The organism is Ureibacillus sp. FSL K6-0165 (assembly GCF_038004285.1).
Classification (GTDB): Bacteria; Bacillota; Bacilli; order Bacillales_A; family Planococcaceae; genus Ureibacillus; species Ureibacillus thermosphaericus.
In genome coordinates, this window is record NZ_JBBOQS010000001.1 from 2739985 (window position 1) to 2762427 (window position 22443).

24 protein-coding genes and 1 other annotated feature are annotated in these 22443 nt (G+C 35.8%); all 24 genes read right to left on the reverse strand.

Translation table 11 applies throughout. The features are described from left to right. Positions 1-112: 112 nt before the first annotated feature. The 24 genes from NST00_RS13545 to mraY all read right to left on the reverse strand — a co-directional run bounded on the left by NST00_RS13545 (position 113) and on the right by mraY (position 22293). Positions 113-1444 carry a solute carrier family 23 protein gene (locus NST00_RS13545; protein WP_340710127.1) on the reverse strand — a complete coding sequence of 444 codons (1332 nt, stop codon included), beginning with the start codon at positions 1442-1444 and terminating at the stop codon, positions 113-115. 21 nt (positions 1445-1465) lie between these two features. Then, positions 1466-2011, reverse strand: a complete 546-nt coding sequence (pyrR, locus tag NST00_RS13550; protein ID WP_016837486.1) for a bifunctional pyr operon transcriptional regulator/uracil phosphoribosyltransferase PyrR — start codon at positions 2009-2011, stop codon at positions 1466-1468. Between the two features lie 294 nt (positions 2012-2305). After that, complete coding sequence (locus NST00_RS13555; protein ID WP_016837487.1) at positions 2306-3220, reverse strand: RluA family pseudouridine synthase; 915 nt, start codon at positions 3218-3220, stop codon at positions 2306-2308. Then, on the reverse strand, positions 3217-3696 hold the full coding sequence (gene lspA, locus NST00_RS13560) for a signal peptidase II (protein ID WP_016837488.1): 480 nt from the start codon (positions 3694-3696) through the stop codon (positions 3217-3219). Before lspA ends, NST00_RS13555 begins: the two co-directional genes overlap by 4 nt. A 184-nt stretch (positions 3697-3880) precedes the next feature. Then, positions 3881-4066 carry a hypothetical protein gene (locus NST00_RS13565; RefSeq protein WP_340710128.1) on the reverse strand — a complete coding sequence of 62 codons (186 nt, stop codon included), beginning with the start codon at positions 4064-4066 and terminating at the stop codon, positions 3881-3883. 199 nt (positions 4067-4265) lie between these two features. After that, the gene (gene ileS, locus NST00_RS13570) at positions 4266-7028 is read right to left on the reverse strand and encodes an isoleucine--tRNA ligase (RefSeq protein ID WP_016837490.1); all 2763 of its coding nucleotides are present in this window, start codon (positions 7026-7028) and stop codon (positions 4266-4268) included. A gap of 100 nt (positions 7029-7128) precedes the next feature. Then, positions 7129-7359 (reverse strand) — a binding site (T-box leader). A gap of 71 nt (positions 7360-7430) precedes the next feature. Continuing rightward, a complete protein-coding gene (locus NST00_RS13575) occupies positions 7431-7985 on the reverse strand; it encodes a DivIVA domain-containing protein (protein WP_016837491.1) in 555 nt (184 codons plus the stop codon). Positions 7986-8071: 86 nt separating this feature from the next. After that, positions 8072-8857, reverse strand: coding sequence for a YlmH family RNA-binding protein (locus NST00_RS13580; protein WP_016837492.1), 786 nt, complete (start codon positions 8855-8857; stop codon positions 8072-8074). An 84-nt stretch (positions 8858-8941) separates the two neighbouring features. Next, the gene (locus NST00_RS13585) at positions 8942-9205 is read right to left on the reverse strand and encodes a YggT family protein (protein WP_016837493.1); all 264 of its coding nucleotides are present in this window, start codon (positions 9203-9205) and stop codon (positions 8942-8944) included. Between the two features lie 23 nt (positions 9206-9228). Continuing rightward, positions 9229-9687, reverse strand: coding sequence for a cell division protein SepF (locus tag NST00_RS13590; protein ID WP_016837494.1), 459 nt, complete (start codon positions 9685-9687; stop codon positions 9229-9231). A gap of 12 nt (positions 9688-9699) precedes the next feature. Beyond that, positions 9700-10371, reverse strand: coding sequence for a YggS family pyridoxal phosphate-dependent enzyme (locus NST00_RS13595; RefSeq protein ID WP_016837495.1), 672 nt, complete (start codon positions 10369-10371; stop codon positions 9700-9702). Between the two features lie 75 nt (positions 10372-10446). Then, positions 10447-10683, reverse strand: coding sequence for a hypothetical protein (locus NST00_RS13600; RefSeq protein WP_016837496.1), 237 nt, complete (start codon positions 10681-10683; stop codon positions 10447-10449). 212 nt (positions 10684-10895) lie between these two features. Beyond that, on the reverse strand, positions 10896-11675 hold the full coding sequence (gene sigG, locus NST00_RS13605; protein WP_026019001.1) for an RNA polymerase sporulation sigma factor SigG: 780 nt from the start codon (positions 11673-11675) through the stop codon (positions 10896-10898). Between the two features lie 105 nt (positions 11676-11780). Then, positions 11781-12488, reverse strand: coding sequence for an RNA polymerase sporulation sigma factor SigE (gene sigE, locus NST00_RS13610; RefSeq protein WP_016837498.1), 708 nt, complete (start codon positions 12486-12488; stop codon positions 11781-11783). 20 nt (positions 12489-12508) lie between these two features. Further along, positions 12509-13336: a sigma-E processing peptidase SpoIIGA gene (locus tag NST00_RS13615; protein WP_016837499.1), complete on the reverse strand. Its 828-nt coding sequence runs from the start codon at positions 13334-13336 to the stop codon at positions 12509-12511. Positions 13337-13592: 256 nt separating this feature from the next. Then, positions 13593-14744: a cell division protein FtsZ gene (gene ftsZ, locus NST00_RS13620; RefSeq protein ID WP_016837500.1), complete on the reverse strand. Its 1152-nt coding sequence runs from the start codon at positions 14742-14744 to the stop codon at positions 13593-13595. A gap of 52 nt (positions 14745-14796) precedes the next feature. Next, positions 14797-16089, reverse strand: a complete 1293-nt coding sequence (gene ftsA, locus NST00_RS13625) for a cell division protein FtsA (RefSeq protein ID WP_340710129.1) — start codon at positions 16087-16089, stop codon at positions 14797-14799. Positions 16090-16195: 106 nt separating this feature from the next. After that, positions 16196-16564 carry a small basic family protein gene (locus tag NST00_RS13630; RefSeq protein ID WP_016837502.1) on the reverse strand — a complete coding sequence of 123 codons (369 nt, stop codon included), beginning with the start codon at positions 16562-16564 and terminating at the stop codon, positions 16196-16198. A 3-nt stretch (positions 16565-16567) separates the two neighbouring features. Next, on the reverse strand, positions 16568-17284 hold the full coding sequence (locus NST00_RS13635) for a DUF881 domain-containing protein (RefSeq protein WP_016837503.1): 717 nt from the start codon (positions 17282-17284) through the stop codon (positions 16568-16570). A gap of 14 nt (positions 17285-17298) precedes the next feature. Beyond that, entirely contained in the window at positions 17299-18021 is a 723-nt protein-coding gene (locus NST00_RS13640) for a DUF881 domain-containing protein (protein ID WP_016837504.1), read from the reverse strand. Further along, positions 17993-18820, reverse strand: coding sequence for a cell division protein FtsQ/DivIB (locus NST00_RS13645; RefSeq protein ID WP_016837505.1), 828 nt, complete (start codon positions 18818-18820; stop codon positions 17993-17995). The genes NST00_RS13640 and NST00_RS13645 overlap by 29 nt, the downstream gene beginning before the upstream one ends. A gap of 20 nt (positions 18821-18840) precedes the next feature. Next, on the reverse strand, positions 18841-19929 hold the full coding sequence (locus NST00_RS13650) for an FtsW/RodA/SpoVE family cell cycle protein (protein ID WP_016837506.1): 1089 nt from the start codon (positions 19927-19929) through the stop codon (positions 18841-18843). Between the two features lie 40 nt (positions 19930-19969). Then, entirely contained in the window at positions 19970-21322 is a 1353-nt protein-coding gene (gene murD, locus NST00_RS13655) for a UDP-N-acetylmuramoyl-L-alanine--D-glutamate ligase (RefSeq protein ID WP_016837507.1), read from the reverse strand. After that, the gene (gene mraY / locus NST00_RS13660; protein ID WP_016837508.1) at positions 21319-22293 is read right to left on the reverse strand and encodes a phospho-N-acetylmuramoyl-pentapeptide-transferase; all 975 of its coding nucleotides are present in this window, start codon (positions 22291-22293) and stop codon (positions 21319-21321) included. The genes murD and mraY overlap by 4 nt, the downstream gene beginning before the upstream one ends. Positions 22294-22443: the final 150 nt, after the last annotated feature.

The window sequence follows — 22443 nt, forward strand, 5'->3', positions numbered from 1 at the left end:
TTTACACTCATTGCCATATACATGGCTTAGGAGGGATGACAAGTATGCACTTGCCATTCGTCTCCTTTTTTGCCTCACTGGACAAATCATTAAAGGATTATTGAATATCTTCTTATTTAAATTCTTCTATATTCTTTTCTCTACCCGGAAGGATTAAGTTTAAGATAACGCCAACAATAGCAGCAAGTGCCATACCTTCAATCGCAAATGCTTCAGTAAATCTGATTGCAGCGCCACCAATTCCCACCACTAAAATGACAGATGCTATAACCATGTTGCGGTTTTGACCAAAATCAACTTTGTTTTCTACAACCATTCGAAGACCACTTGATGCGATAATACCGAATAATAGGATGGAGATTCCTCCTAAAACGGCTGTTGGAATTGTTTGTACTAACGCCATTGCTTTACCGAAGAATGAAAGTAATATTGCAATCACTGCAGCACCCATGATGACATACACTGAATACACTTTCGTAATGCCTAATACACCAATGTTTTCTCCATAAGTCGTTTTCGGTGGACCACCAATTAGCGCACTTACAAATGTACCTAAACCATCACCAAGAATGGAGCGGTGCAATCCTGGATCTTTAATATAGTTTCGTTCAACGATTTTTCCTAATACGAGTTGGTGACCGATATGTTCTGAAATCGTTACGATCACAATTGGAACCATGGCTAATAAAATTGTTGATGTTACGATAAACTCATAATGAATTCCAGGAATTAAAAAGTCTGGGACTGCAAACCATGATGCTTCTTTTACTTTTGTAAAATCTACGATACCGATGATTGCGGAATATATATACCCGACTACTAATCCTAAAAGAATTGGCATCGCGCTTAAAATATTTTTAAAGAACACGTTGAAAAATATCGCTGCAAATAAAGTCACTAATGCTGCTGAAAAATGCCAGCCACTATATTGTTTAACTAATTCTGTTTGACCTGTATCAGAATTTACTTGTTCCACTGAAATATTCATTGCCATATCTACCGCTACTCCAGCAAGTCCAAGTCCGATTACCATAATAACTGGTCCTACTACAACAGCTGGCAATATTTTCATAATCCATTTATAGCCGGTTTTATATATTAGTAATGAAACAATTCCATATACTAATCCAACTGCCATCGCACCAATCATTGCATTTCCAGGATTCACTGCTGCACCCTCTGGATCTAAACCGCCAGATACTAATAACATCGGTGCAATAAATGCGAAGGATGAACCTAAATAAGCTGGTACTTTAAATTGTGTTACAATCAAAAAGATTATTGTTGCAATACCGCTTGTTAAAAGTGCAATCGCTGGACTTAACCCAACTAATTGGGGCACTAAAATCGTCGATCCGAACATGGCAAACATATGTTGAAAACTTAATGTAATGAGTTGTCCACTAGAAGGTTTTTCATTAATATCGATAACTTGATTTGACATAATTTTACCTCTCTATCTTCATTAGTTTGATTTGTGTAAAGTAACTTGATCTTTTCCGTCTACTTCTGTTACATGAACAACAATTTTTTCAGAACTGGAAGTCGGAATGTTTTTCCCTACATAATCTGCCCGAATTGGCAATTCCCTATGTCCTCTGTCAATTAATACAGCAAGCTGAATTTGAGCAGGACGCCCTAAATCCATCACTGCATCAAGTGCTGCGCGTACAGTTCTACCTGTATAGAGCACGTCATCAACAAGAACTATTTTTTGATCATTCACAACGTAATCAATATCCACTTGTTGTACAGTTGGCTCGTCCTCATCAAATTTCGTAGATAAATCATCGCGGTATAATGTAATATCTAATTCACCTGTGCGAACTTTTGTACCTTCAATTTTTTCGATTCTCTCAGCCAATCTCCTTGCAAGATAAGTACCGCGAGTCCTAATGCCAACTAAAATAACTTTGTCAATTCCCTTATTTCGTTCAATAATTTCGTGAGCAATTCTCGTTAACGCTCGGTTCATCGCCTGTGCGTCTAACAATTCTGTGACTTGAGCCATTCATAAATTCCTCCTTATTTCATAATCCAATCACTTTGCACAAAAAAACCTCTTAAGCCGTCAGCTTAAGAGGTTGAAGTTACAGTAAAATAGTATGTTGGTATAGTAATTGAGTACAGTAATCCCTGTAAAATTGGGTACACTTCACCCTAATTAGATATAATTATACCCATTCCATCCAACATATCTCATTACCTTTTCAGCCTCTCTGGACTGCCATTAAAGGTACTCATATTTTATTGTCGTTTGATGTTATTCTACTTCTGTAAAGTATAGAACTAATTATCTTCCAAGTCAACACTCTTTTCTTAATTGTTCAAGTAAATTTACAAAATCATGAGGTAAAGGTGCTTCAAATTCCAAAAATTCATTTGTTCTAGGATGCACGAAACCTAAAACACCTGCATGTAAAACTTGTCCTCCAAAATCAATCGTTTTCTTTGGACCATATTTCGGATCTCCCACTAATGGATAACCAATATATTTCATATGAACGCGAATTTGATGAGTGCGCCCTGTTTCTAATTGACATTCCACTAATGTATATTTTCCTCCAAAACGTTCCAACACTTGGAAATGAGTAATTGCTTCTTTTCCATTGTTGACAACAGCCTGTTTTTGGCGGTCTTTCGGATCCCGACCAATAGGAGCATCAATTGTACCTTTATTATGTGGAATATGTCCATGAACTAATGCAGTATATTTTCGTTTTACTGTTTTATTCACTAACTGTTCAACAAGCGAATGATGGGCTTGGTCATTTTTAGCAACCATTAACAGACCAGAAGTATCTTTATCGATGCGATGAACAATCCCTGGACGAAGAACCCCGTTAATTCCAGATAAATCTTTACAATGATACATTAAGCCATTCACTAATGTACCTGTCATATGTCCTGGGGCAGGATGAACTACCATCCCCCTTGGTTTATTCACAACAAGTACATCAGAATCTTCATACACAATATCCAACTCTAAATTTTCAGGGATTACTTCAAGTATTTCAGGTTCGGGAACATCTACTTCAATAGAATCCCCTTCTTTTACTTTATATTTAGCCTTTACTTCCTTGCCGTTTACTTTTATTAGCCCTTCTTCAATCCAATTTGATATTTGTGTTCTGGACCAGTCCTCTTGAATAGTTGATAAAGCTTTATCAATTCGTTCTCCTGCATGTTCTGCTTCAATTGTTATGGATACAACTGTCATTGTTTCACCTTTCTCTGTTCTTTTTGATCTTCCTTTAATATCACAATAATCAACATGACTACAGATATCGTCAATGCCGCATCAGCTACATTAAAAATAGGAAAATCATAGCGGATAATTGGAATGAAAACATCAATAAAATCAACCACTTCACCTCGAAAAACTCGATCGATAAAGTTGCCGATTGCCCCACCTAATAAAATCATTAAACTAACGCCAAGTAAAGGCTTATTTTTTCCTTCTTTATGAAAATAATAAATCACACCGACAATTACAATAATCGTGACAATATAAAAAATCCACATTTGTCCTTGAAGCATTCCCCAAGCTGCTCCACGATTTCGATGACTTAAAATACCAATCCAAGGATCCCAAATGCCAATCCTATCACCTATTTGCATCCTCGTCACGATAAACCATTTTGTAATTTGATCAATCAATATGATGAATAGTGCTAAAACGTAGTATTTAAACACATTCTTTCCCCCGTTTGCCTATATATCTTCATTATTCTAACATATTCCTTCAATTAATACAGAGAAACTATTCCTTTTATTTCAATTCCTATGTAAAAAAAAAAATATTGTGTAAATACTACTTCCATTTAATATGATAATCCTCCTACTTGTGCGTTTGCCTTTCGCACTTGCGCAGATATCTTCATTGCTTCCTTTCCGCTCGTGCAGATAATTCTTTAACTTGTGCAAATACACTCCTCACTCGTGCAAATAATTTTTCAACTTGTGTGGATACACTTCCCACTCGTGCAGATAATTTTTCAACTTGTGTGGATACACTTCCCACTCGTGCAGATAATTTTTCAACTTGTGTGGATACACTTCCCACTCGTGAAGATAATCCTTCAACTTATGCGGATACAGTGTAAACCACTCCATTAAATGGAAAAAATCTTTTGTAACAACCTTAAAAATTCATGAATCGTTCCATTAAATTTCTTCTACTAATCATTTTATAAAAAAAGATGTATTTGCAAACAAAAAAACCGCCCTTGAATTACATAAGTAATTCAAAAGCGGTCTATTAATTATTCGTAATGATTGATTACAATTTCTGCACAGCGAGCACACAATGTTGAATGTTTTTCGTTTTGTCCAACAGTTTCAGCATAAGACCAGCAACGTTCGCATTTTTCGCCATTCGCTTTCTCAACAGCGATGGATGTTTTATCTAACTCTACAGCATTGTTTGGTGCATCTTTTCTATTGCCTAGAACAACAAATTGTGATACGAGTGAAATTTGTTTAAAGTCAACATGTTCATCATTTAATAATGCTAATACTTCTTCATCATCTGCATAAACAGCCACTTTTGCATCTAATGGTTTACCAATGATTTTCGCGTTTCGTGCCTCTTCTAAAGCTTTTAATACTTCGTCACGAATCTCCATCACTTGATTCCATTTTTCACGAAGTTCTTTGAAGTTGCTGCGTTCATCAACTTCTGGGAAGTCTGTTAATTGAACAGAAGCTTCTTCTTCATTTAAATATGACCATAATTCATCCGTCGTATGTGGGATGATTGGTGTTAGAACCTTTAATAATGTATGCAAGCAATCATACATCACTGATTGCATCGCACGGCGAGCTGGATTGTTTGGCGCCTCAATATATACTACGTCTTTCGCAACATCTAAATAGAATGCTGACAATTCAACAGACACAAAGTTGTTGATGGAATGATAAACTGCTGAGAAATCATATCTGTCATATGCAGCACGCACTTGTTTTAATACATCCTGCAAGCGCATGTACATATATTGATCCACTTCACGCAATTCTTCATATGGAACTCGGTCCGTTTTTGGATTGAAATCATATAGATTCCCGTGTAAATAACGAAGCGTATTTCGGATTTTACGATACACTTCAGAAATTTGTTTTAACATGTCCATCGAAATACGAACATCACCTGTATAATCTACAGAAGCAACCCATAGACGAAGAATATCCGCACCATATTGTTTCATCACTTGTTCAGGAGCGATGACGTTTCCAAGGGATTTACTCATTTTGCGTCCTTCACCATCTAAAACGAACCCATGAGATAAAAGCCCTTTATATGGAGCATGTCCATTAATTGCAACAGATGTAATTAACGATGAGTTAAACCATCCACGATATTGGTCAGAACCTTCTAAATAAAGGTCAGCAGGATATTTCATGCCTCGTTCAACAAGCACACCTTGGTGAGTGGAACCAGAATCGAACCACACGTCCATAATATCTTTTTCTTTCGTAAATTTTCCGTTTGGACTGCCTGGATGAGTAAAACCTTCAGGTAATAAATCTTTTGCTTCTTTTTCAAACCAAATATTTGAACCGTGTTCACGGAACAATTTTGCTACGTGAGCAATTGTTTCTGGTGTAATAATTTCTTCTCCATTTTCAGCGTAAAATACCGGAATTGGCACACCCCAAGCGCGTTGACGGGAAATACACCAGTCACCACGATCGCGAATCATGTTGTAAAGGCGAATTTTACCCCAGCTTGGTGTAAATGTTGTATTTTCAATAGCTTCCAACAATTGATCGCGGAACGGTTCGATGGAACAGAACCATTGCGGCGTTGCACGGAAAATAACCGGTTTTTTTGTACGCCAGTCATGTGGATAGGAGTGCGTAAAGAAATTTAATTTTAATAAAGCTCCGACCTCTTTTAATTTTTCAGTCACCACTTTATTGGCATCATCATAGAACATGCCTTCAAATCCAGGTGCTTCATTAGTATAGCAGCCTCGGTCATCGATTGGGCTCAATACGTCCAAACCGTATTTTTTCCCTACGATATAGTCGTCTTCCCCGTGTCCAGGTGCAGTATGAACACATCCAGTACCTGCATCGAGTGTTACGTGTTCTCCAACCATTACTAAAGAATCGCGGTCATAGAATGGATGTTTCGCAACAATATATTCCAATTGTTGTCCTTTTACTTCTTGAACGATTTCAACTTGTTCCCATCCAATTTCTTTTGAAACGTTTTCAATCAATTCTTTTGCAACGATATATAAGTTGCCATCCACTTTCACAACGGCATACGTAAATTCCGGGTTAACAGAAATACCTAAGTTAGCTGGAATTGTCCAAGGTGTAGTTGTCCAGATGATGAATTTTGCATCTTCAGGAACAACGCCTTTTGCGTCTTTAATTTCAAAGCTCACATAAATGGATGGTGATTTCACATCTTTATATTCAATTTCCGCTTCCGCCAATGCAGACTCGGAAGACGGAGACCAGTAAACAGGTTTTAACCCTTTGTAAATGTACCCTTTCTCCGCCATGCGGCCGAACACTTCAATTTGGCGGGCTTCGAATTCAGGTTTTAATGTAATGTATGGATTTTCCCAATCACCCCGTACGCCTAAACGCTTGAATTGGGCCTTTTGATTTTCAATTTGTTCGTAAGCATATTCTTCGCAAAGTTTGCGGAATTCGGCAATTGACATTTCTTTGCGATTAACACCTTTTTTCGTTAACGCATGTTCAATTGGAAGCCCGTGCGTATCCCAACCTGGAATATATGGAACATGGTAACCTGTCATAGAACGATGACGGTTAATCATATCTTTAAGGATTTTATTTAATGCATGTCCAATATGAATATCCCCGTTTGCATATGGAGGACCATCATGTAATACGAATTCTGGACGACCTTTCGTACGGTCATTTACCAGCTTATTAATATTCATTTGTTCCCATTTTTCTTGAATTTTTGGTTCGTTAACCGGAAGATTTCCACGCATTGGAAAATCAGTTTTAGGCATTAATAACGTATCTTTATACTCTACCATTCAACTTCCTCCTTTAATTATTTTGACCTATACGTATTTTTAAATTTGGATTTTGCAAAATAGAAAATCACTCTCAAAATAAAAAAAGTTTCTCTATCCCTATAGGGACGAGAAACGATTGCCCGTGGTACCACCCTTATTCACAACGTCAATAAAATAATTGACCGTTGCCTCATGACACTGTAACGTCGTGTAAAACGAAATCACTTACTTTCCTTTCAGTGATTTGGCTCAGGAGCGATTTTCTTTTTTGCTGCTTGTTCGAGCTTCCACCGCCCTCGAATCGCTAGTTGCCGCAAGCAAAAAATACTGTCTCCGTCAACACCTATTATCCCTGTTGATTAAATTCCTGTGTATCAGTATATGAAAATCATACCACCCAGTCAAGTATTAAGAAAATTATTACAATTTTTCTTGTTCTGATGTACTATTTTTAAGAAATTCTTCTTCATCCTCTAACTTAAATTGTTCTTGTATCTCCGTTAATCCAATATCGTATTCCATTAAGTGATCCCAATCATCGGCATTCAACAAGTCCAACTGCGCTTCTACTAACATTTTGAAACGGTTTCGGAATACTTTTGATTGCTTTTTTAATGCATCAATTTCAATTGTTATTTTCCGTGCTTTTGCTAATGCTTCATTGACAATACGATCCGCATTTTTTTCCGCTTCTTTAATGATAAGTTTTGCCTCTTGTTGAGCATTTCTGCGTACTTCCTCTGCCGCTTCTTGCGCTACGACAATCGATTTTTGCAAAGTATCTTCCATTGTATTATAGTGCTCCATTTGAGCAGTCATTTGTTTTACCTTTTCTTCAAGCTCTTTTTTCTCTCGAATAATGAGCTCATAATCTTTAATAATTTGATCTAAAAATTCATTTACTTCGTCTTCTGCATAACCTCGAAAAGCCCTCGTAAATTCTTTATTATGTATATCAAGAGGTGATAGTGGCATGGTCTCGCACTCCTTTAGTCAAAATGTAAGCTTATAATTATTATAACGTTCGATGAAGTTCTTTACAGTAAATTTTTAAAACAATCTTACTTTCGCTCAAATAGTCCTATTGTTAATCGAATTTTGTCTTTTTTCGTTCGCCCTTCAATACGTGTAATTTTGAAACGCCCAAAGCCTCGACAAGAAATTGTATCCCCTTCTTGCAGCTCATAGGATGTTTCTTCACAAAGAGCAAAATTAACTTTTACTTTACCTCCACGAATTAAGTTTTGGGATTTTTGCCTTGAAATATTAAAACTATTTGATAATATCGCATCTAATCTCATTGAAGATACAGTAAGCACTTTCTCTATCCATTCATCTTGCGGAAGAATTAGCTCTTCCATGTTTTCTAATTCATCAATCCGCACATTTACCCTGCCGATTTTCGTCAAATTAGTTTTCACGTATAGTGCAATCTCTTTTGTACAGGCAAATTGAATAATTTCCTTATCAATACGGATGTCTCCAAAATGTTTGCGGTCAATTCCTAAGGAAAGCAAAGCTCCTAACACATCCGGATGCCTTAATTCAACAAATTTAGAAGGGAATGTTAATTTTAATATGATAATTTCAAAATCTTTTATAGTTGGTTCAAAATAGGATGGGGCAATGTACAACCTTTTCCTTTCCGCTTCTTGAAACGCCCCTTCACTATAAACGTTAATTTCATCATGAGTTCCAATAACGGATTGTACTATATGTTGTTCTCTCGGATCTAAGAACACGGTTAATTTCGGGGCATATCGATCTTCCACTTCTTTTTTCCATTCAATGACACGTTCGATAAATGGTTGTTCATCTTTTCGAAAATGTTGCAAAATATTCTGCATGTCGTCAACTCTCTCATGAATAATTCAGAAAATAAAGAACATTATATAAAAAGGATGTGACTCTTCTTTGAGCCGCACCCATCGTTAAAATAGAATATAACTTAATACTTTATAAACTCCACGCTCAATAAATGTGAGAACAATTAAGGCGATAATTGGTGAAAAATCAATCATTCCAATCGGTGGAATAAATTTTCGGAAAAACCCTAAATAAGGTTCACAAAACTTTTCTAATATCTGACCAAAAGCAGTACCTCTAGATGCTGGAACCCAAGACATTAAGATATAAATAATCAACATTAATGAATAAATTTGAAATCCTATCGATATGATTTGTATGATTGCCATAAATTCCTAATTACCTCTCTATTTTAGATATCGTCGTAATAATAATTGGAAATTTCACCTTGCACTTCAACATTTTCTGGAGTGCATAGAAAAATATTGTCACCAATTCGCTGAATATCCCCACCTAGAGCATATACGGTGCCGCTTAAAAAATCAATGATGCGCTTTCCAGCCTCATGGTCAATTCGTTGAAGATTGACGATGATGGCACGTTTATTTTTTAAATGCTCAGAGATATCTTGTGCTTCAGCATACACCCTTGGCTCTACTATAACGACTTTGGCGTTTTTCAATGAATTTGCAGATTGAATATTAATAACATTTAACGTTTTCTCTTCACCATGGCTATTGACAATTTTTTTCGTTTTCCTAGTTACAGTCTCTTGTGGTAATGAAACTGGTTCTTTTGCTGTTGGTTGAATTTCTTGCTCTTCTTCTTCATCTAAGTAAAAGAAATTTTTTAATTTGCTAATCATGCCCATCTTTTCAACCTCCTATCCTACAAGAGCTGTTCCGATTCTTATAAAAGTTGCACCTTCTTCAATAGCAATCTCATAGTCGTTGGACATCCCCATCGATAACTCTTGGCATGGTGCATACGGTAAATTCAGCTTCATAACCTCTTGTTGTAATTCTTTTAAATCACGAAAAACTTTTCGAATAATTTCTTCGTTCTCTGTATTTGGAGCCATTGTCATTAAACCGACTACTTGAATTTTGCTGAATTTTTCTAAAGATTGAATGAAAGGAATCACTTCTTCTTTGCTTAAGCCATGTTTTGATTCTTCACCTGAAACATTTGCTTGAACAAAACATTTTACTGGTTTTATTGCTCGCTTTTCAATTTCTTCCGCTAAGCTCATACGATCCAATGAATGTAAATAATCAATTTCGTTAATGACTTTTTTTACTTTTTTTGATTGTAGGGTGCCAATATAATGCCAAGCAGCTTGATCTTGAATCGATTCTTTTTTCGCAAGTAATCCTTCTGGACGATTTTCGCCAAGATGAATTAATCCTACATTTAATACTTCTTTCGTGCGTTCAACAGATACTTGTTTTGTTACTGCAATAATTTGAATATTATCATGTTGTCGGCCTGCTCTATTTTTTGCTCCTTCTATTCTTTGTTGAATAATTTCTAAGTTTTCGCGAATACTTGCCATAATAATCCCATCTTTACAACTATAGTTTCTTTCATTTTAACAATCAAATCTCTATTTTTCAATGAATACCAATAATTAAGAAACCCCTTTTACTAAAATGACATCTTTGCCGATTACTAAAATATCGTTGATGAATACTTTGCGAACAGGTTCTTCACCTTGTAGAAAGGTTAAAAACTTTTTTGGTTCTGATACAAGAAAAGCTGTAATCATTCCGGTTTGTTCACAAACTTCTGCATCGATAATGTACCCGATAAATCTGCCACTGCCCGCCTCAATTATTTCCTTTTGTTGAACTACTGAAAATTTCAATTGAATCTCCTTTCAATAAATGATTACTTCAAGAAAATACAAAACTTCGTTCAGAAAACTTCAAAATACTTTGAATTTATTCTAGAGCAGCGATGAGAGGATAAAATTTAATCTATTTTACGACAAAAGCATACTCGATAGGACCTATACTACTCTTTATAAAAATAAAAACGCACTTGTGAAAAGTGCGTCGGATTTTACAGTGATGATCCTTATCCTAATTTATAGTCTTTTTGCATGGTTTCAATCGCATTCTTTTCAAGTCTAGAAATTTGAGCTTGTGATATTCCAAGGGATTTTGCTATTTCTGTTTGTGTTTCGCCATAGTAGAAGCGTTTTGCAAGAATTAATTGTTGACGTTCATCGAGCTTTTGAATACTTTCTTTTACACTAACATACGCAACCCATTGGTCTTCTGACACGGCTTCATCCCTTAATTGGTCCATGATATATACTGCATCTCCACCATCGGAATAAATCGGCTCTTGAAGAGATAGTGGATCTTGTATCGCATCTAAAGCATATAGCACATCTTCTTTTTTCATGTCAATCATTTCAGCTATTTGTTCAATTGTTGGCTCATATAAATTTTCAGATATGAATTTTTCTTTTGCCTGCATTGCTTTATAAGCTATATCTCTTAAAGATCTTGATACGCGAAGAGCATGATGATCTCTTAAGTGTCTTCGAATCTCACCAATAATCATTGGTACAGCATATGTTGAAAATCTTACATTATGCTTTAAATCGAAATGGTCGATGGCTTTTAATAATCCGATACATCCAACTTGGAATAGGTCATCTGCTTGTTCACCTCGATAAGAGAATCTGCCGACGATACTCAGTACCAGACGTAGATTACAAATAACCAATTCATCTCTAACCCATGTTTCTCCGTTTTTCAAACGAACAAATAGCTCTCTCATTTCTTCATGTTTTAATACTGGCAAAGAAGCAGTATCAACACCACAAAGCTCAACTTTTGTACGCACCATCTTCTTTTCCTCCAGACTTTTTATCTCTTGGATTGTTTTTTAAGTTTGTCCGAAAAGGAAAAGAATATGCGTATTGTTACTAGTCCAATTTCAGCCAATTCTTTATGAGATTGGTTGGTTTAAGGATTCTCTTAACTCGGAAATAATTTTCTTTTCTAAGCGAGAAATATATGATTGAGAAATTCCTAAGTGATCCGCAACTTCTTTTTGCGTCATTTCTTTTTTACCGTTTAAACCGAATCTGCATTCCATAATGTATCTTTCTCTCTCGCTTAATCCGTTAATTGCTTCAAACATCGACGCACGTTCAATTTTCTTCTCAACATCATTCATAATAATTTCTTCATCTGTGCCTAAAATATCTGATAGTAGCAATTCATTACCGTCTGGATCTGAGTTTAATGGTTCATCTAAAGAAACTTCACCCTTCATACGACTTGTCTTTCTTAAATGCATTAAAATTTCATTTTCAATGCATCGAGAAGCGTATGTGGCAAGTTTAATATTCTTTTCTTTATTGTAAGTTTCAATTGCCTTTATTAATCCGATAGAGCCAATACTAATTAAATCTTCAATAGGTGTACCTGTGTTATCAAAACGTCTTGCAATATATACAACAAGACGTAGATTTCTTTCAATTAATGTATCGCGAGCTTTCATATCACCATTCATAAAGGCTTCTATTACTGACATTTCTTCTTCTCTAGACAATGGTACCGGCAATGAATCATGACCTCCTATATAGTATGTTTTTTTAGTGCGAAACTTACTAAATATTCTCGTGATCAGTTCTTTCAGTTTTTCAAACAACCATTCTCCCCCTTTATGAATTAGTTCAACGCTAAAACGTGGAGTATCATTTGTGCATTCTGCGGAAAACGAGCATCGTGTCTAGTAAAAACTACATATTCATCCAATATTTCCTTCTTTACGTTTCCGTAAAGAATCAGACGGTCAAAACGAAATGCTAATGCGGTTGACGTTTCTTTTTGGACCGTTGACAATGTCAAAATTCTGATTTTAGGGTACATAAAGCTAGGAAACATTGTTAGTTGATAAGGATTCTTGTCGTCCCACGTAAGCAAACCTTCTTTTAACTCTTTTGGCAATTTTTCTTCTACCGCTTGATACGATAAGAAATGAACCGGTTTTCCGCTAATCGGTTCCACACATTCATTTCCCGTATCAATGAATCCTTTCAACGAATATGTTTTTTGAAATAGCTCTAATTCACAATCAACGACAAAGGATTGTTGCAACCTTTCTTTTGTCATATTTCTCCATTTCGAATGAATAAAAGTTAAACTAAGAACAGCGATACTTAAACAAAAGATAAAAAAAATAAGATCCGATTGTCTAAGTAAAAAAGGTAATAAACTTGTGAGCAACCCACCTAGAAAAAAGGTGGCAACAAGCAACACTGTTCCTTGTTTCAACAGTGTTTGAATTCGAAAGGAGAAAGCGAGTCCAATTAATAAAAGAAAACTTGCAACTGCTCCTATAAATGTGTGATAAAGTATTGAAGACACGAGTCCGCTAATGAATGCACTAAATAACAATCTTCTTTTCCTTACATACAATCCCGTTATTTCCTTCGTAAACTTTAATAAAAAGTAATTAAATAACGTATTGTATAGTACGAGTAATTCTCCAATCATTTTAGCGTCCTCCTATTGATAGATTATCACTGTCTCCATGTGGAAAATGTCAAAACGTTGTAGGGAAAGTGGAGTTTTTATTGACAAAATATTGCATATACCGAGAAAATATGCATAAAAAAAGGAACAATCTAGCGTAATTTTTAATACGCTATATTGTTCCTTTGCTACTTTTTTCGTTGATAGATAAATATTTTATTTGAGAAAATGTCGAATTTTCAATTTTTGTGTAACATTATTTCTTAATTTAAAATAGTTATTGGTTTCGATGACGACGATTTCTTAAAAATGTTGGAATGTCTAAAATATCTTCTTGTTGATTGCGATTATATTCCGCTTGCTGTTGCGGTTCTACATTGCGTTCCCGCATTGGTTGTTGTTGTTGAACTATGTTCTGCTGTGAGCTACGAGTATTGATAGAAGGTCTTACACTTTGTGTGTTTTGAGGTGCAGCATCTTCTGAAAAGCCCGTTGCAATCACTGTTACAATGATTTCATCATTTAAGTTTTCGTTAATCACTGATCCAAAGATCATATTCACTTCTTCATCAGATGCAGACGCAACGATATCAGCTGCTTCTTGCACTTCAAATAGACTTAAATTTGTTCCTCCAGTAATATTCATAATGACACCTTTCGCGCCATCAATGGAAGTTTCAAGTAGTGGACTGGAAATCGCTTTTTTCGCAGCTTCAGTCGCACGATTTTCGCCAGAAGCAATACCGATACCCATAAGTGCTGATCCCTTATTGGACATAATTGTCTTTACGTCCGCAAAGTCTAAGTTGATGAGACCTGGTGTAGCTATCAAGTCGGAAATCCCTTGCACCCCTTGACGTAATACGTTGTCAGCTTCACGGAAAGCTTCAAGCATTGGAGTGCTTTTATCCACAATTTGTAATAATTTATCATTCGGAATGACAATCAGAGTATCCACCGCTTCTTTCATTGCAGCAATACCACTAATTGCCTGTGTTTGTCTCTTCTTACCTTCAAAAGAAAACGGTCTTGTCACAACCCCAACAGTTAATGCTCCCAAATCCTTTGCAATTTGTGAGATAACTGGTGCGGCACCTGTTCCAGTTCCTCCACCCATGCCTGCAGTGACAAATACCATATCTGCTCCACGAACAACTTCTTCAATTTGTTCTCTACTTTCTTCAGCAGCTTTTTTACCTATTTCAGGATTTGCCCCTGCACCTAATCCACGAGTCAGTTTACTACCAATCTGTAATTTTATTTCCGCTTTTGATAGTTTTAAAGCTTGAGCATCTGTATTTACTGCAATAAATTCAACACCTTGAACTCCATGTTCAATCATTCTATTTACAGCATTATTTCCACCGCCGCCTACACCAATTACTTTAATATTGGCTAGCTGGTCAATATTCGTATCAAATTCTAACATTCTTTCTCCTCCTGCCACACTAGTCTAAGTTTTTTTATATTCTTCTTTTTATTTATTCAAAAAATTTATCAAATAACCTTTTTGCTTTATCGATAACGCTCGATTTATTACCGTTATCAGCTTTTTCAGATGCATGAGATTGTTTTTTAGGAGGAGTAGTAACTGAACCTACCGTTGAATAAACAGGTGCTTTCGATACCGGGCTTCTTCCAAAAAATTCATCTTCCATATGTGCATAACAAATTAAGCCAACAGCAGTTGTAAATGAAGGTTCTCGAACCCCGATATAATCAGGAATATAAATTCTCACGCGCGTTTGCAAAACTTGGCGTGCAAGTTGAGCAATACCTTCTAATGAAGCAACACCGCCTGAAATAACGATTCCACCAGGTAAATCTCTTACTCCCAAGCGAGCTAATTCGTCTAAAACGAGATCAAACAATTCTTCCAAACGGGAACTGATAATTTCCGCTAAGAATTTTTGACTGTACTCTTCTGTGGCATCTGTACCTACAACTGGCACTTCAAATACTTCCTCTTCCGAAGCATCCTCATAGAAGGCATGTCCATATTGTCTCTTTATTTTTTCGGCTTGTTCAGTTGGAGTTTTTAATATGATGGATAAATCTTTTGTAATATGGTCGCCACCGACCGGAACGACTCCTGTATGAGTTAACAAGCCATCTTCAAATACGGCAATCGTGGTTGAACCGCCACCAATATCAATAAATGCGGTACCTTGGTTCTTTTCGTCTTCCGTTAAAGCAAAATATCCTGCTGCCAAGGGTTGCAAATAAATTTCTTTAATATCAAGTCCTGCACGCTCTACACATCTCAGAACGTTATGCAATAATGTGCGAGATGTAGTAATCATTGTGGCATCCATTTCAAGTCGAATACCAATCATGCCGCGGGGATCTTTAATTTCATCCAAGTTATCGACAATAAATTGTTTTGGAATTAAATTGACAAGTTCCCGCTCTGGTGGTATCGACATCACTTGAGCAGATTCAAACACTCGCTCTAATTCATCATCTGTAATTTCACGATTTTCGCTATTAACTGCCACAACACCTTTCACTGGCTGTAAGGCTGTTTGATTTGCAGGTATACCTAAAACGACCTCTCGAATTTGAATTCCTGTCATTCGTTCTGCCTGTTCAACGGCTTTTTTAATTGATTGAACGGTTGCATCTATATCAACAATTGCACCTTTTCTAACGCCATTCGTTTTGACATTTCCAACTCCTATAACATGCAACTGGCCATCTGTTACATCACCAATTAATACTTTAATAGAAGAGGAACCTATATCGAGTGAAATATATATATTTTGATGGTTCATCTCACCGCACCTCCTTCGAATGCTACTACACTCATTTTATTTTAAAATACTATATATGTCTAAGTAAATTCTTGTATAACATAATACATAATAAATTCTACTGCTATTATACAGTTTTTTCATCCTTTTTTACATGTCTGTCTTCCCACTTTTGTATCAAAATTCGTCGAATGATTGCAATATTTTGAAAAAGTCTGACTCCAAAAGCAAATACCGCTGCTAAATATAAGTCTACTCCCAAATGGACACCTAAAAAAGCTAGTCCAATAGCTAACGCGATATTAAAGAAAAAACCTGTGATAAACACCTTATCATCGTAAACTTGTTGCAAATTTGCCCGAATTCCTCCAACAATTGTATCTAGCGCAGCAAGTACAGCTATTGATAAGTAATTTTCATAAACTGAAGGAATTTGAATATCGGTCAATAAACCTAAAGTTAATCCTAATACTAATCCTAAAAATGGTAACCACATATTCTAATCCCCTTCACTTTTCAGCAAATAAGTATTAGTCAAATCCCCATCATAGGCATCAATCGTAATCTCCTCTTTTGCTGGGTGTATTGTCAACTTCAAATTATCGAGATAAAAATCATCTTGAAAAGTCGAAGCATATAAATAGCTATGAAGTTTTTCTGCTTGTTCAAAGTTTTCCGTAATAATATAAATATCTACATTTGAATTGCTTATTGGAACACTGTTGACTGTCGTTTTTCCATTAATATCCCGAATGGCAGTAGTATGGACAATTCTCTGTCCATCTATTTCAATATAAAGACCGTTATAACGATATATTTCGTTCACAAGTCTAATTAAAAGATCAGGGGATATTGGTTCCACTTTATAGCCGCTCAGAATCAACTCTTCTGCAGGCCTAATATTTAAATGAACTCCTGGACCAACCACCTTTGTCAGACCTGCCCTCTTTTTTAAATTGTCAACAGTTGATTGTAATACTTTTCCTTGTTCTTCAATGTTTGCATCTTCATATTCTGCTGCAATTTTTTTTAATGAAACAATTTCGTTTAATAGTTCAGAGTGCACTTTTTTTTCTTCTGATAGCTCTTGACGTATTTCCCAAATGTCTCTAGTATCTCGTGATTCAGGTTTTTGTATTGTATTATATTGAACAGCAATCATTAACCCTACAATAAAAGAAATAATCGTGATTCGAATGACTACTTTATTTTCCACCTGCCTGCCCCCTTTTAAGAATTTATTGAAGGCATTTCAATATTATCCAATGCTTGAATAGTTACGATAATTGAATCATTTAATAATTGATCAAAAACTCCACCTGCTATTTTTAAAGAAGAAATTAATGTTTCTGAATTTCCGATTGCTTCAATTTCAAAAGGAGCAGGATATTGTGTTCCATCCACCGTAATCACAGGACCATTGCAATGAATATAAGAATTTGGTTTCAATCGATGTCCATTTATAGCAATTGCTTCAGCACCGGAAATTTTTAATTCATTAATGACCATAAAAATATGACTTTCATGAACAATATAGTCATTTGGATTTGTCGATTTCGGGTTGTAATGTCCGTCTTTTAGTGTAACTCTGATTCCTTCACCATGAGCAGGCAATTCGCCTAGTATTAGCCTCAATTTTTCAGCTTCCTGTGCTAATTCTTTATAGTCATTTGTACTTTCAGTAAAAGACTTTTCATATTCTCTTATTTGAGCTTTTAATGCATTGAGCTCATCCATCAATTCTTTATTTCTCTCTTGTTGCTCAATAAGCTCTGTGCGGTATATATCTTCCTGTTCAAAATAATTCGAATCAAATTGTTTATCGTCTCTTGCCAAATTATAGGCATAGCCAATAATGAAACCTGTTACGATACTAACGAATAGAAGGATAAAATGTTTTCGCTTAAATTTATTTTGTTTTTTCTTATGAAGTGGATTCATCATTTTCCACATCCTGTTCTTCCTTCTCACTATCGGTTTGCGTACCTATATTCAAAACCTTATATTCTTCTGAATAGGGTTTGTAATAAGAACCAACTTCAATATCGATAATTCCCTTTTCATACTCTCCAGTGCTTTCGATTTGAGCAACGATTGCCGGATAATATTTAAGTTTTTCAGCTAGAGAAGTAATTTCCGCCCTTACTTCATAGCCATCGTTCATAAACAATGTAATCGCAAATGGATCCGTTTCTGTAGAAGTTAAATTAATTTGTGAAATTAATGTTAGCACCTCTTCATCAAGTTCTGCCAATTCTTTTAGTACTAATTTTCTTAAGTCCTCATCATGGAAATGCAAAAAGATTGGTGCATCAATTGGAGGAAATTCTTCTGATTGTTTATAAACAACCCCATTTTCCAATATCGGATAAAAATGATTATTTTCAAAGATGTAGGCTACTTTTCGAAATTCTTCTATTTCAATTTCTACTGTTGTAAGCAATTTTCGTCTTACGACTACATGTTTGACCCATTCGTCTTGTAAACTTTCTTCAACGTTTGAAGTTTTAAACCCCCACATTGAATGGCCGATTTCAAGTCCAGACTTTTTTAAATAATATTCTTCTTTTGCCAAGTCCGCTCCATGGACCGAAATTTTTTGTATATTACTATAAGGAGATTGGAAATAAAGGAGTAAAAATAACGTCGCGACAAATAGTGATATGATGACAGCAAACTTTATGTTTGTTCTTCTTCTTCTTTTTTTCTTCAAAGTTGGTATGCGTTCTTCTATATCAATGACTTTGTCCATTTTTACTCCTCCTTTCCAATTTATACGGTTCGATTGGATATTGAAACGATGACGCCAACAATAAACCAAATAATCATTAACGAAGTACCGCCATAACTAATAAATGGTAATGTCACACCAGTTACAGGAATCAGCCCGATTACAACACCAATATTTAACGCTGCTTGAAAACCAATCATTGCTACAAGGGAACTAATGGCGAAAAAATCAAAGCTTCTAGTTGCTTGCAGAGCTAATCCTATTCCGGAATAGATAAATAAACAGAACAGTCCAATGATTAAACAACCGCCCAAAAAACCGATTTCCTCTAAAATAATTGAAAAAATAAAATCATTTTGCGGCTCTGGCAAATATAAAAATTTTTGTCTACTTTGTTGAAATCCATGCCCGAGTAACCCAGCAGGTCCAATGGCTAGCAAAGACTGTACCGCTTGGAAACCGCTTCCTAATGGATCTTGCCATGGATCAATGAAAGCCTCAATTCGTTTCAAGCGATAAGGAGCCGTAGCAATTAGCCCGATTAATCCGGCAACCCCAAGCAAGATAAATGCAACATACAGTTTTATTGGATATCTTGCAATGAAGAGCAATATAAAAGAGGATACAATTAAAATAAACACAGATCCGAAATCGGGTTGTAACATGATTAAAGCACTTGGGATCAGGATAATGAGGAAGTGCTGGAGTCGGACAACCCGTTCGCCGTTTGGCACTTTGCTTAATAGAAAACTTAAATACATTAATGTCGTAATTTTTACTAATTCGGCAGGTTGAACTGTCAATGGACCAATTCCGATCCAGCTTTGTGATCCATTCCGCTCAAGACCAATTCCTGGAATTAAGACAAGAACAAGGAGTACGAGAGAAAATATATATAAGCTAATCCATGTTTTTTCATTGTGAAATATCGGCATATTCGAAACAATGTTGAAGACAATTAATGCCAATATAAGATAAATGGATTGTTTAATGTAAAAAGGAATTTCACCTTCATAGTGAATCGCACTCCAATATGTACCTGCCGAATAAATGAAAATCACACCAATAATCGAAAGTATGAATGCCGAAATGATAAATAGCCTTTTATACGTAAATTTCAGTGATGGCATCCTTTCCTAATAATTTTTGCTTCAAAATCAAGTTGGCTTTTTAAGAAAGTTTCATTGCCGCCTCGATAAATAAATCTCCCCGCACTTCAAAGCTTTTATATTGATCCCAACTAGCGCAAGCTGGGGACAATAATATAACGTCGCCATTCTCAGATAGTTGCGCAGCCTTTTCAACAGCTTCCTCGATATTTGTAGCAATGTCCCATTTCTTAACATTACAAGATTTTGCAAATTCGATAAATCGGTGTTTCGTTTCTCCCAAAGCTACTACAGCTTTTACATTCTTCATTGCTTCACGTAATTCCTCAAAGGAATGTCCTCGATCAAGTCCACCAGCAATTAATACAATCGGCTGATGAAATGCTTCTAAAGCTACTTTTGTTGCTAAGCAATTCGTCGCCTTGGAATCGTTATAAATTTTTCGACCTTTCCATTCACGTACAAATTGAGTACGATGGCGAACACCAGAAAAGTTTTTTAACACTTCTTCCATCGCTGATTTGTCGCATCCATAAATGTTGCAAGCAGCAATAGCTGCTAATATATTTTGCAAATTGTGTTTACCGGGTAAGGCAATCAATTCTCGATGGATAAACGGTTCTCCTTCCCAGTAAATCATTGAATCATCAGCACTAATTCCTTCTTTCATGCGACCTTTTATGCTGAATGGAATTTTTGTTGCATTGGATTTACTTGCCCAATCTGCAACCACATCTTGATCTTTGTTGAAGATTAAATAATCTTCTTCTGTTTGATTTTTGGTAATACCAAATTTCGCTTTTGCATATTCCTCAAAAGTTCCATGATAGTCTAAATGTGCATCATATAAATTTGTTAACACTGCAATTTTGGGCTTAAATTGTTCAATCCCCATTAATTGAAAAGATGATAATTCCGTTACAATTACTTCATCAATGCTGGCATTTTCAGCAACACCGCATGCTACAGTCCCAATATTTCCAGCAATTTTCGGCTTGCGATTCCCCGCTTTTAACATTTCAAAAATTAATGTCGTCGTCGTCGTTTTGCCGTTTGTTCCTGTAATACCAATCATTGGTGCTTCGCTTACTAGATATGCTAATTCAATTTCAGTAATGACAGGTATATTCTTTTTCAAAGCATCTTTGACAATTGAATTCGTATAAGGAATGCCAGGATTTTTTACAACAAGTTCGAAACCTTCATCTAACAAATCTTCTGGATGTCTTCCACATATTACTGTAATTCCCATTTTCAATAGATTTTGAGCATCGGGATTTTCTTCGAATGGCTTCGCATCATTAACTGTTACAAATGCCCCAAGTTTATGTAGAAGCATTGAAGCTGCTACACCGCTTTTTGCTAAACCTAATACTAAAACTTTTTTATGTTGAAATTTTGTTGTATGAATCATAAATATGCCTCCGCTATCACAGCAATCATTGCTACTAGTAATGCCGTTGACCAGAATACAGCAACAACTTTTCGCTCCGACCATCCAGACAATTCAAAATGGTGATGGATAGGGGCCATTTTAAATATGCGTTTTCCTCTCGCTTTAAAACTTACTACTTGTAGGATAACAGATAATGTTTCAATTACAAAAACTAGCCCAATAAGTAATAGCAATAACTCTTCCTTTACAATGACAGATACGAGTCCTAGAGCTCCTCCAAGAGCGAGAGAACCCGTATCTCCCATAAATACCTTTGCAGGATTCGCATTGAAAATTAAAAATCCTAGCAAAGCTCCTGTTACTGCAAAAGTAAATAATGCCACATCCGTCTGCCCATTAAATAGTGCGATGACGCCAAAGGCACTAAAGGCGATTGATGCTGTGCCAGCCACCAATCCATCTAAACCATCTGTTAAATTGACAGCATTGGAAAAACCAACGAGCCAAAAAATTAAGAAGGCCACGTAAAGTATTCCTAAATCAACCGACCATTCGGTAAAAGGAATGCTGATGGAAGTATCAAATGTACCTAGCCTTAATAGTAAAAAGGCTAAAATTGAAATAATGATTTGACCGACTAATTTTTGCAATGAAGTCAAACCTAAATTTCTTTTAAAAACAATTTTAATGCCATCATCTAGTAATCCGATGACACCAAATCCTGCCAAAACTAATAACATAACAACGGATTGGGTAGTAAATAATTGAAGCATTTTTCCAACAACGATTGTAGTTGTAACAATGGAAATTAAGAAAATCACTCCACCCATCGTTGGCGTTCCGGCTTTTTTCATATGAGATTTGGGACCTTCAGTTCTAATACTTTGACCAAACTTCAGCCGTCGAAGTATTGGTATTATCAACGGCCCCAATATTACTGAAATAAGAAAGGATACTGCTAAAATAGTTATTGTTATTTCAATAGACATGTTAGATCTCCCTCAAAAACTTCATTCTGAATCGATTTCTACAATATCATAGATGGAAGCATGGTACTATTAACAAAATAAGGAAACTCCCTCTTGTTATTGATGAACTCCCGCGGGGAAAAGCTTCCTTGCCGCAGGAGCAGTAAAATT

What these genes read in the sequence shown, in the direction of transcription:
- NST00_RS13545 (WP_340710127.1), bottom strand. Translation starts at nt 1,444, where the DNA reads ATGTCAAATCAAGTTATCGATATTAATGAAAAACCTTCTAGTGGACAA.
- pyrR (WP_016837486.1), bottom strand. Translation starts at nt 2,011, where the DNA reads ATGGCTCAAGTCACAGAATTGTTAGACGCACAGGCGATGAACCGAGCG.
- NST00_RS13555 (WP_016837487.1), bottom strand. Translation starts at nt 3,220, where the DNA reads ATGACAGTTGTATCCATAACAATTGAAGCAGAACATGCAGGAGAACGA.
- ileS (WP_016837490.1), bottom strand. Translation starts at nt 7,028, where the DNA reads ATGGTAGAGTATAAAGATACGTTATTAATGCCTAAAACTGATTTTCCA.
- NST00_RS13575 (WP_016837491.1), bottom strand. Translation starts at nt 7,985, where the DNA reads ATGCCACTATCACCTCTTGATATACATAATAAAGAATTTACGAGGGCT.
- NST00_RS13580 (WP_016837492.1), bottom strand. Translation starts at nt 8,857, where the DNA reads ATGCAGAATATTTTGCAACATTTTCGAAAAGATGAACAACCATTTATC.
- NST00_RS13585 (WP_016837493.1), bottom strand. Translation starts at nt 9,205, where the DNA reads ATGGCAATCATACAAATCATATCGATAGGATTTCAAATTTATTCATTA.
- NST00_RS13590 (WP_016837494.1), bottom strand. Translation starts at nt 9,687, where the DNA reads ATGGGCATGATTAGCAAATTAAAAAATTTCTTTTACTTAGATGAAGAA.
- NST00_RS13595 (WP_016837495.1), bottom strand. Translation starts at nt 10,371, where the DNA reads ATGGCAAGTATTCGCGAAAACTTAGAAATTATTCAACAAAGAATAGAA.
- NST00_RS13615 (WP_016837499.1), bottom strand. Translation starts at nt 13,336, where the DNA reads ATGATTGGAGAATTACTCGTACTATACAATACGTTATTTAATTACTTT.
- ftsZ (WP_016837500.1), bottom strand. Translation starts at nt 14,744, where the DNA reads ATGTTAGAATTTGATACGAATATTGACCAGCTAGCCAATATTAAAGTA.
- ftsA (WP_340710129.1), bottom strand. Translation starts at nt 16,089, where the DNA reads ATGAACCATCAAAATATATATATTTCACTCGATATAGGTTCCTCTTCT.
- NST00_RS13630 (WP_016837502.1), bottom strand. Translation starts at nt 16,564, where the DNA reads ATGTGGTTACCATTTTTAGGATTAGTATTAGGATTAACTTTAGGTTTA.
- NST00_RS13640 (WP_016837504.1), bottom strand. Translation starts at nt 18,021, where the DNA reads ATGTGGAAAATGATGAATCCACTTCATAAGAAAAAACAAAATAAATTT.
- NST00_RS13645 (WP_016837505.1), bottom strand. Translation starts at nt 18,820, where the DNA reads ATGGACAAAGTCATTGATATAGAAGAACGCATACCAACTTTGAAGAAA.
- NST00_RS13650 (WP_016837506.1), bottom strand. Translation starts at nt 19,929, where the DNA reads ATGCCATCACTGAAATTTACGTATAAAAGGCTATTTATCATTTCGGCA.
- murD (WP_016837507.1), bottom strand. Translation starts at nt 21,322, where the DNA reads ATGATTCATACAACAAAATTTCAACATAAAAAAGTTTTAGTATTAGGT.
- mraY (WP_016837508.1), bottom strand. Translation starts at nt 22,293, where the DNA reads ATGTCTATTGAAATAACAATAACTATTTTAGCAGTATCCTTTCTTATT.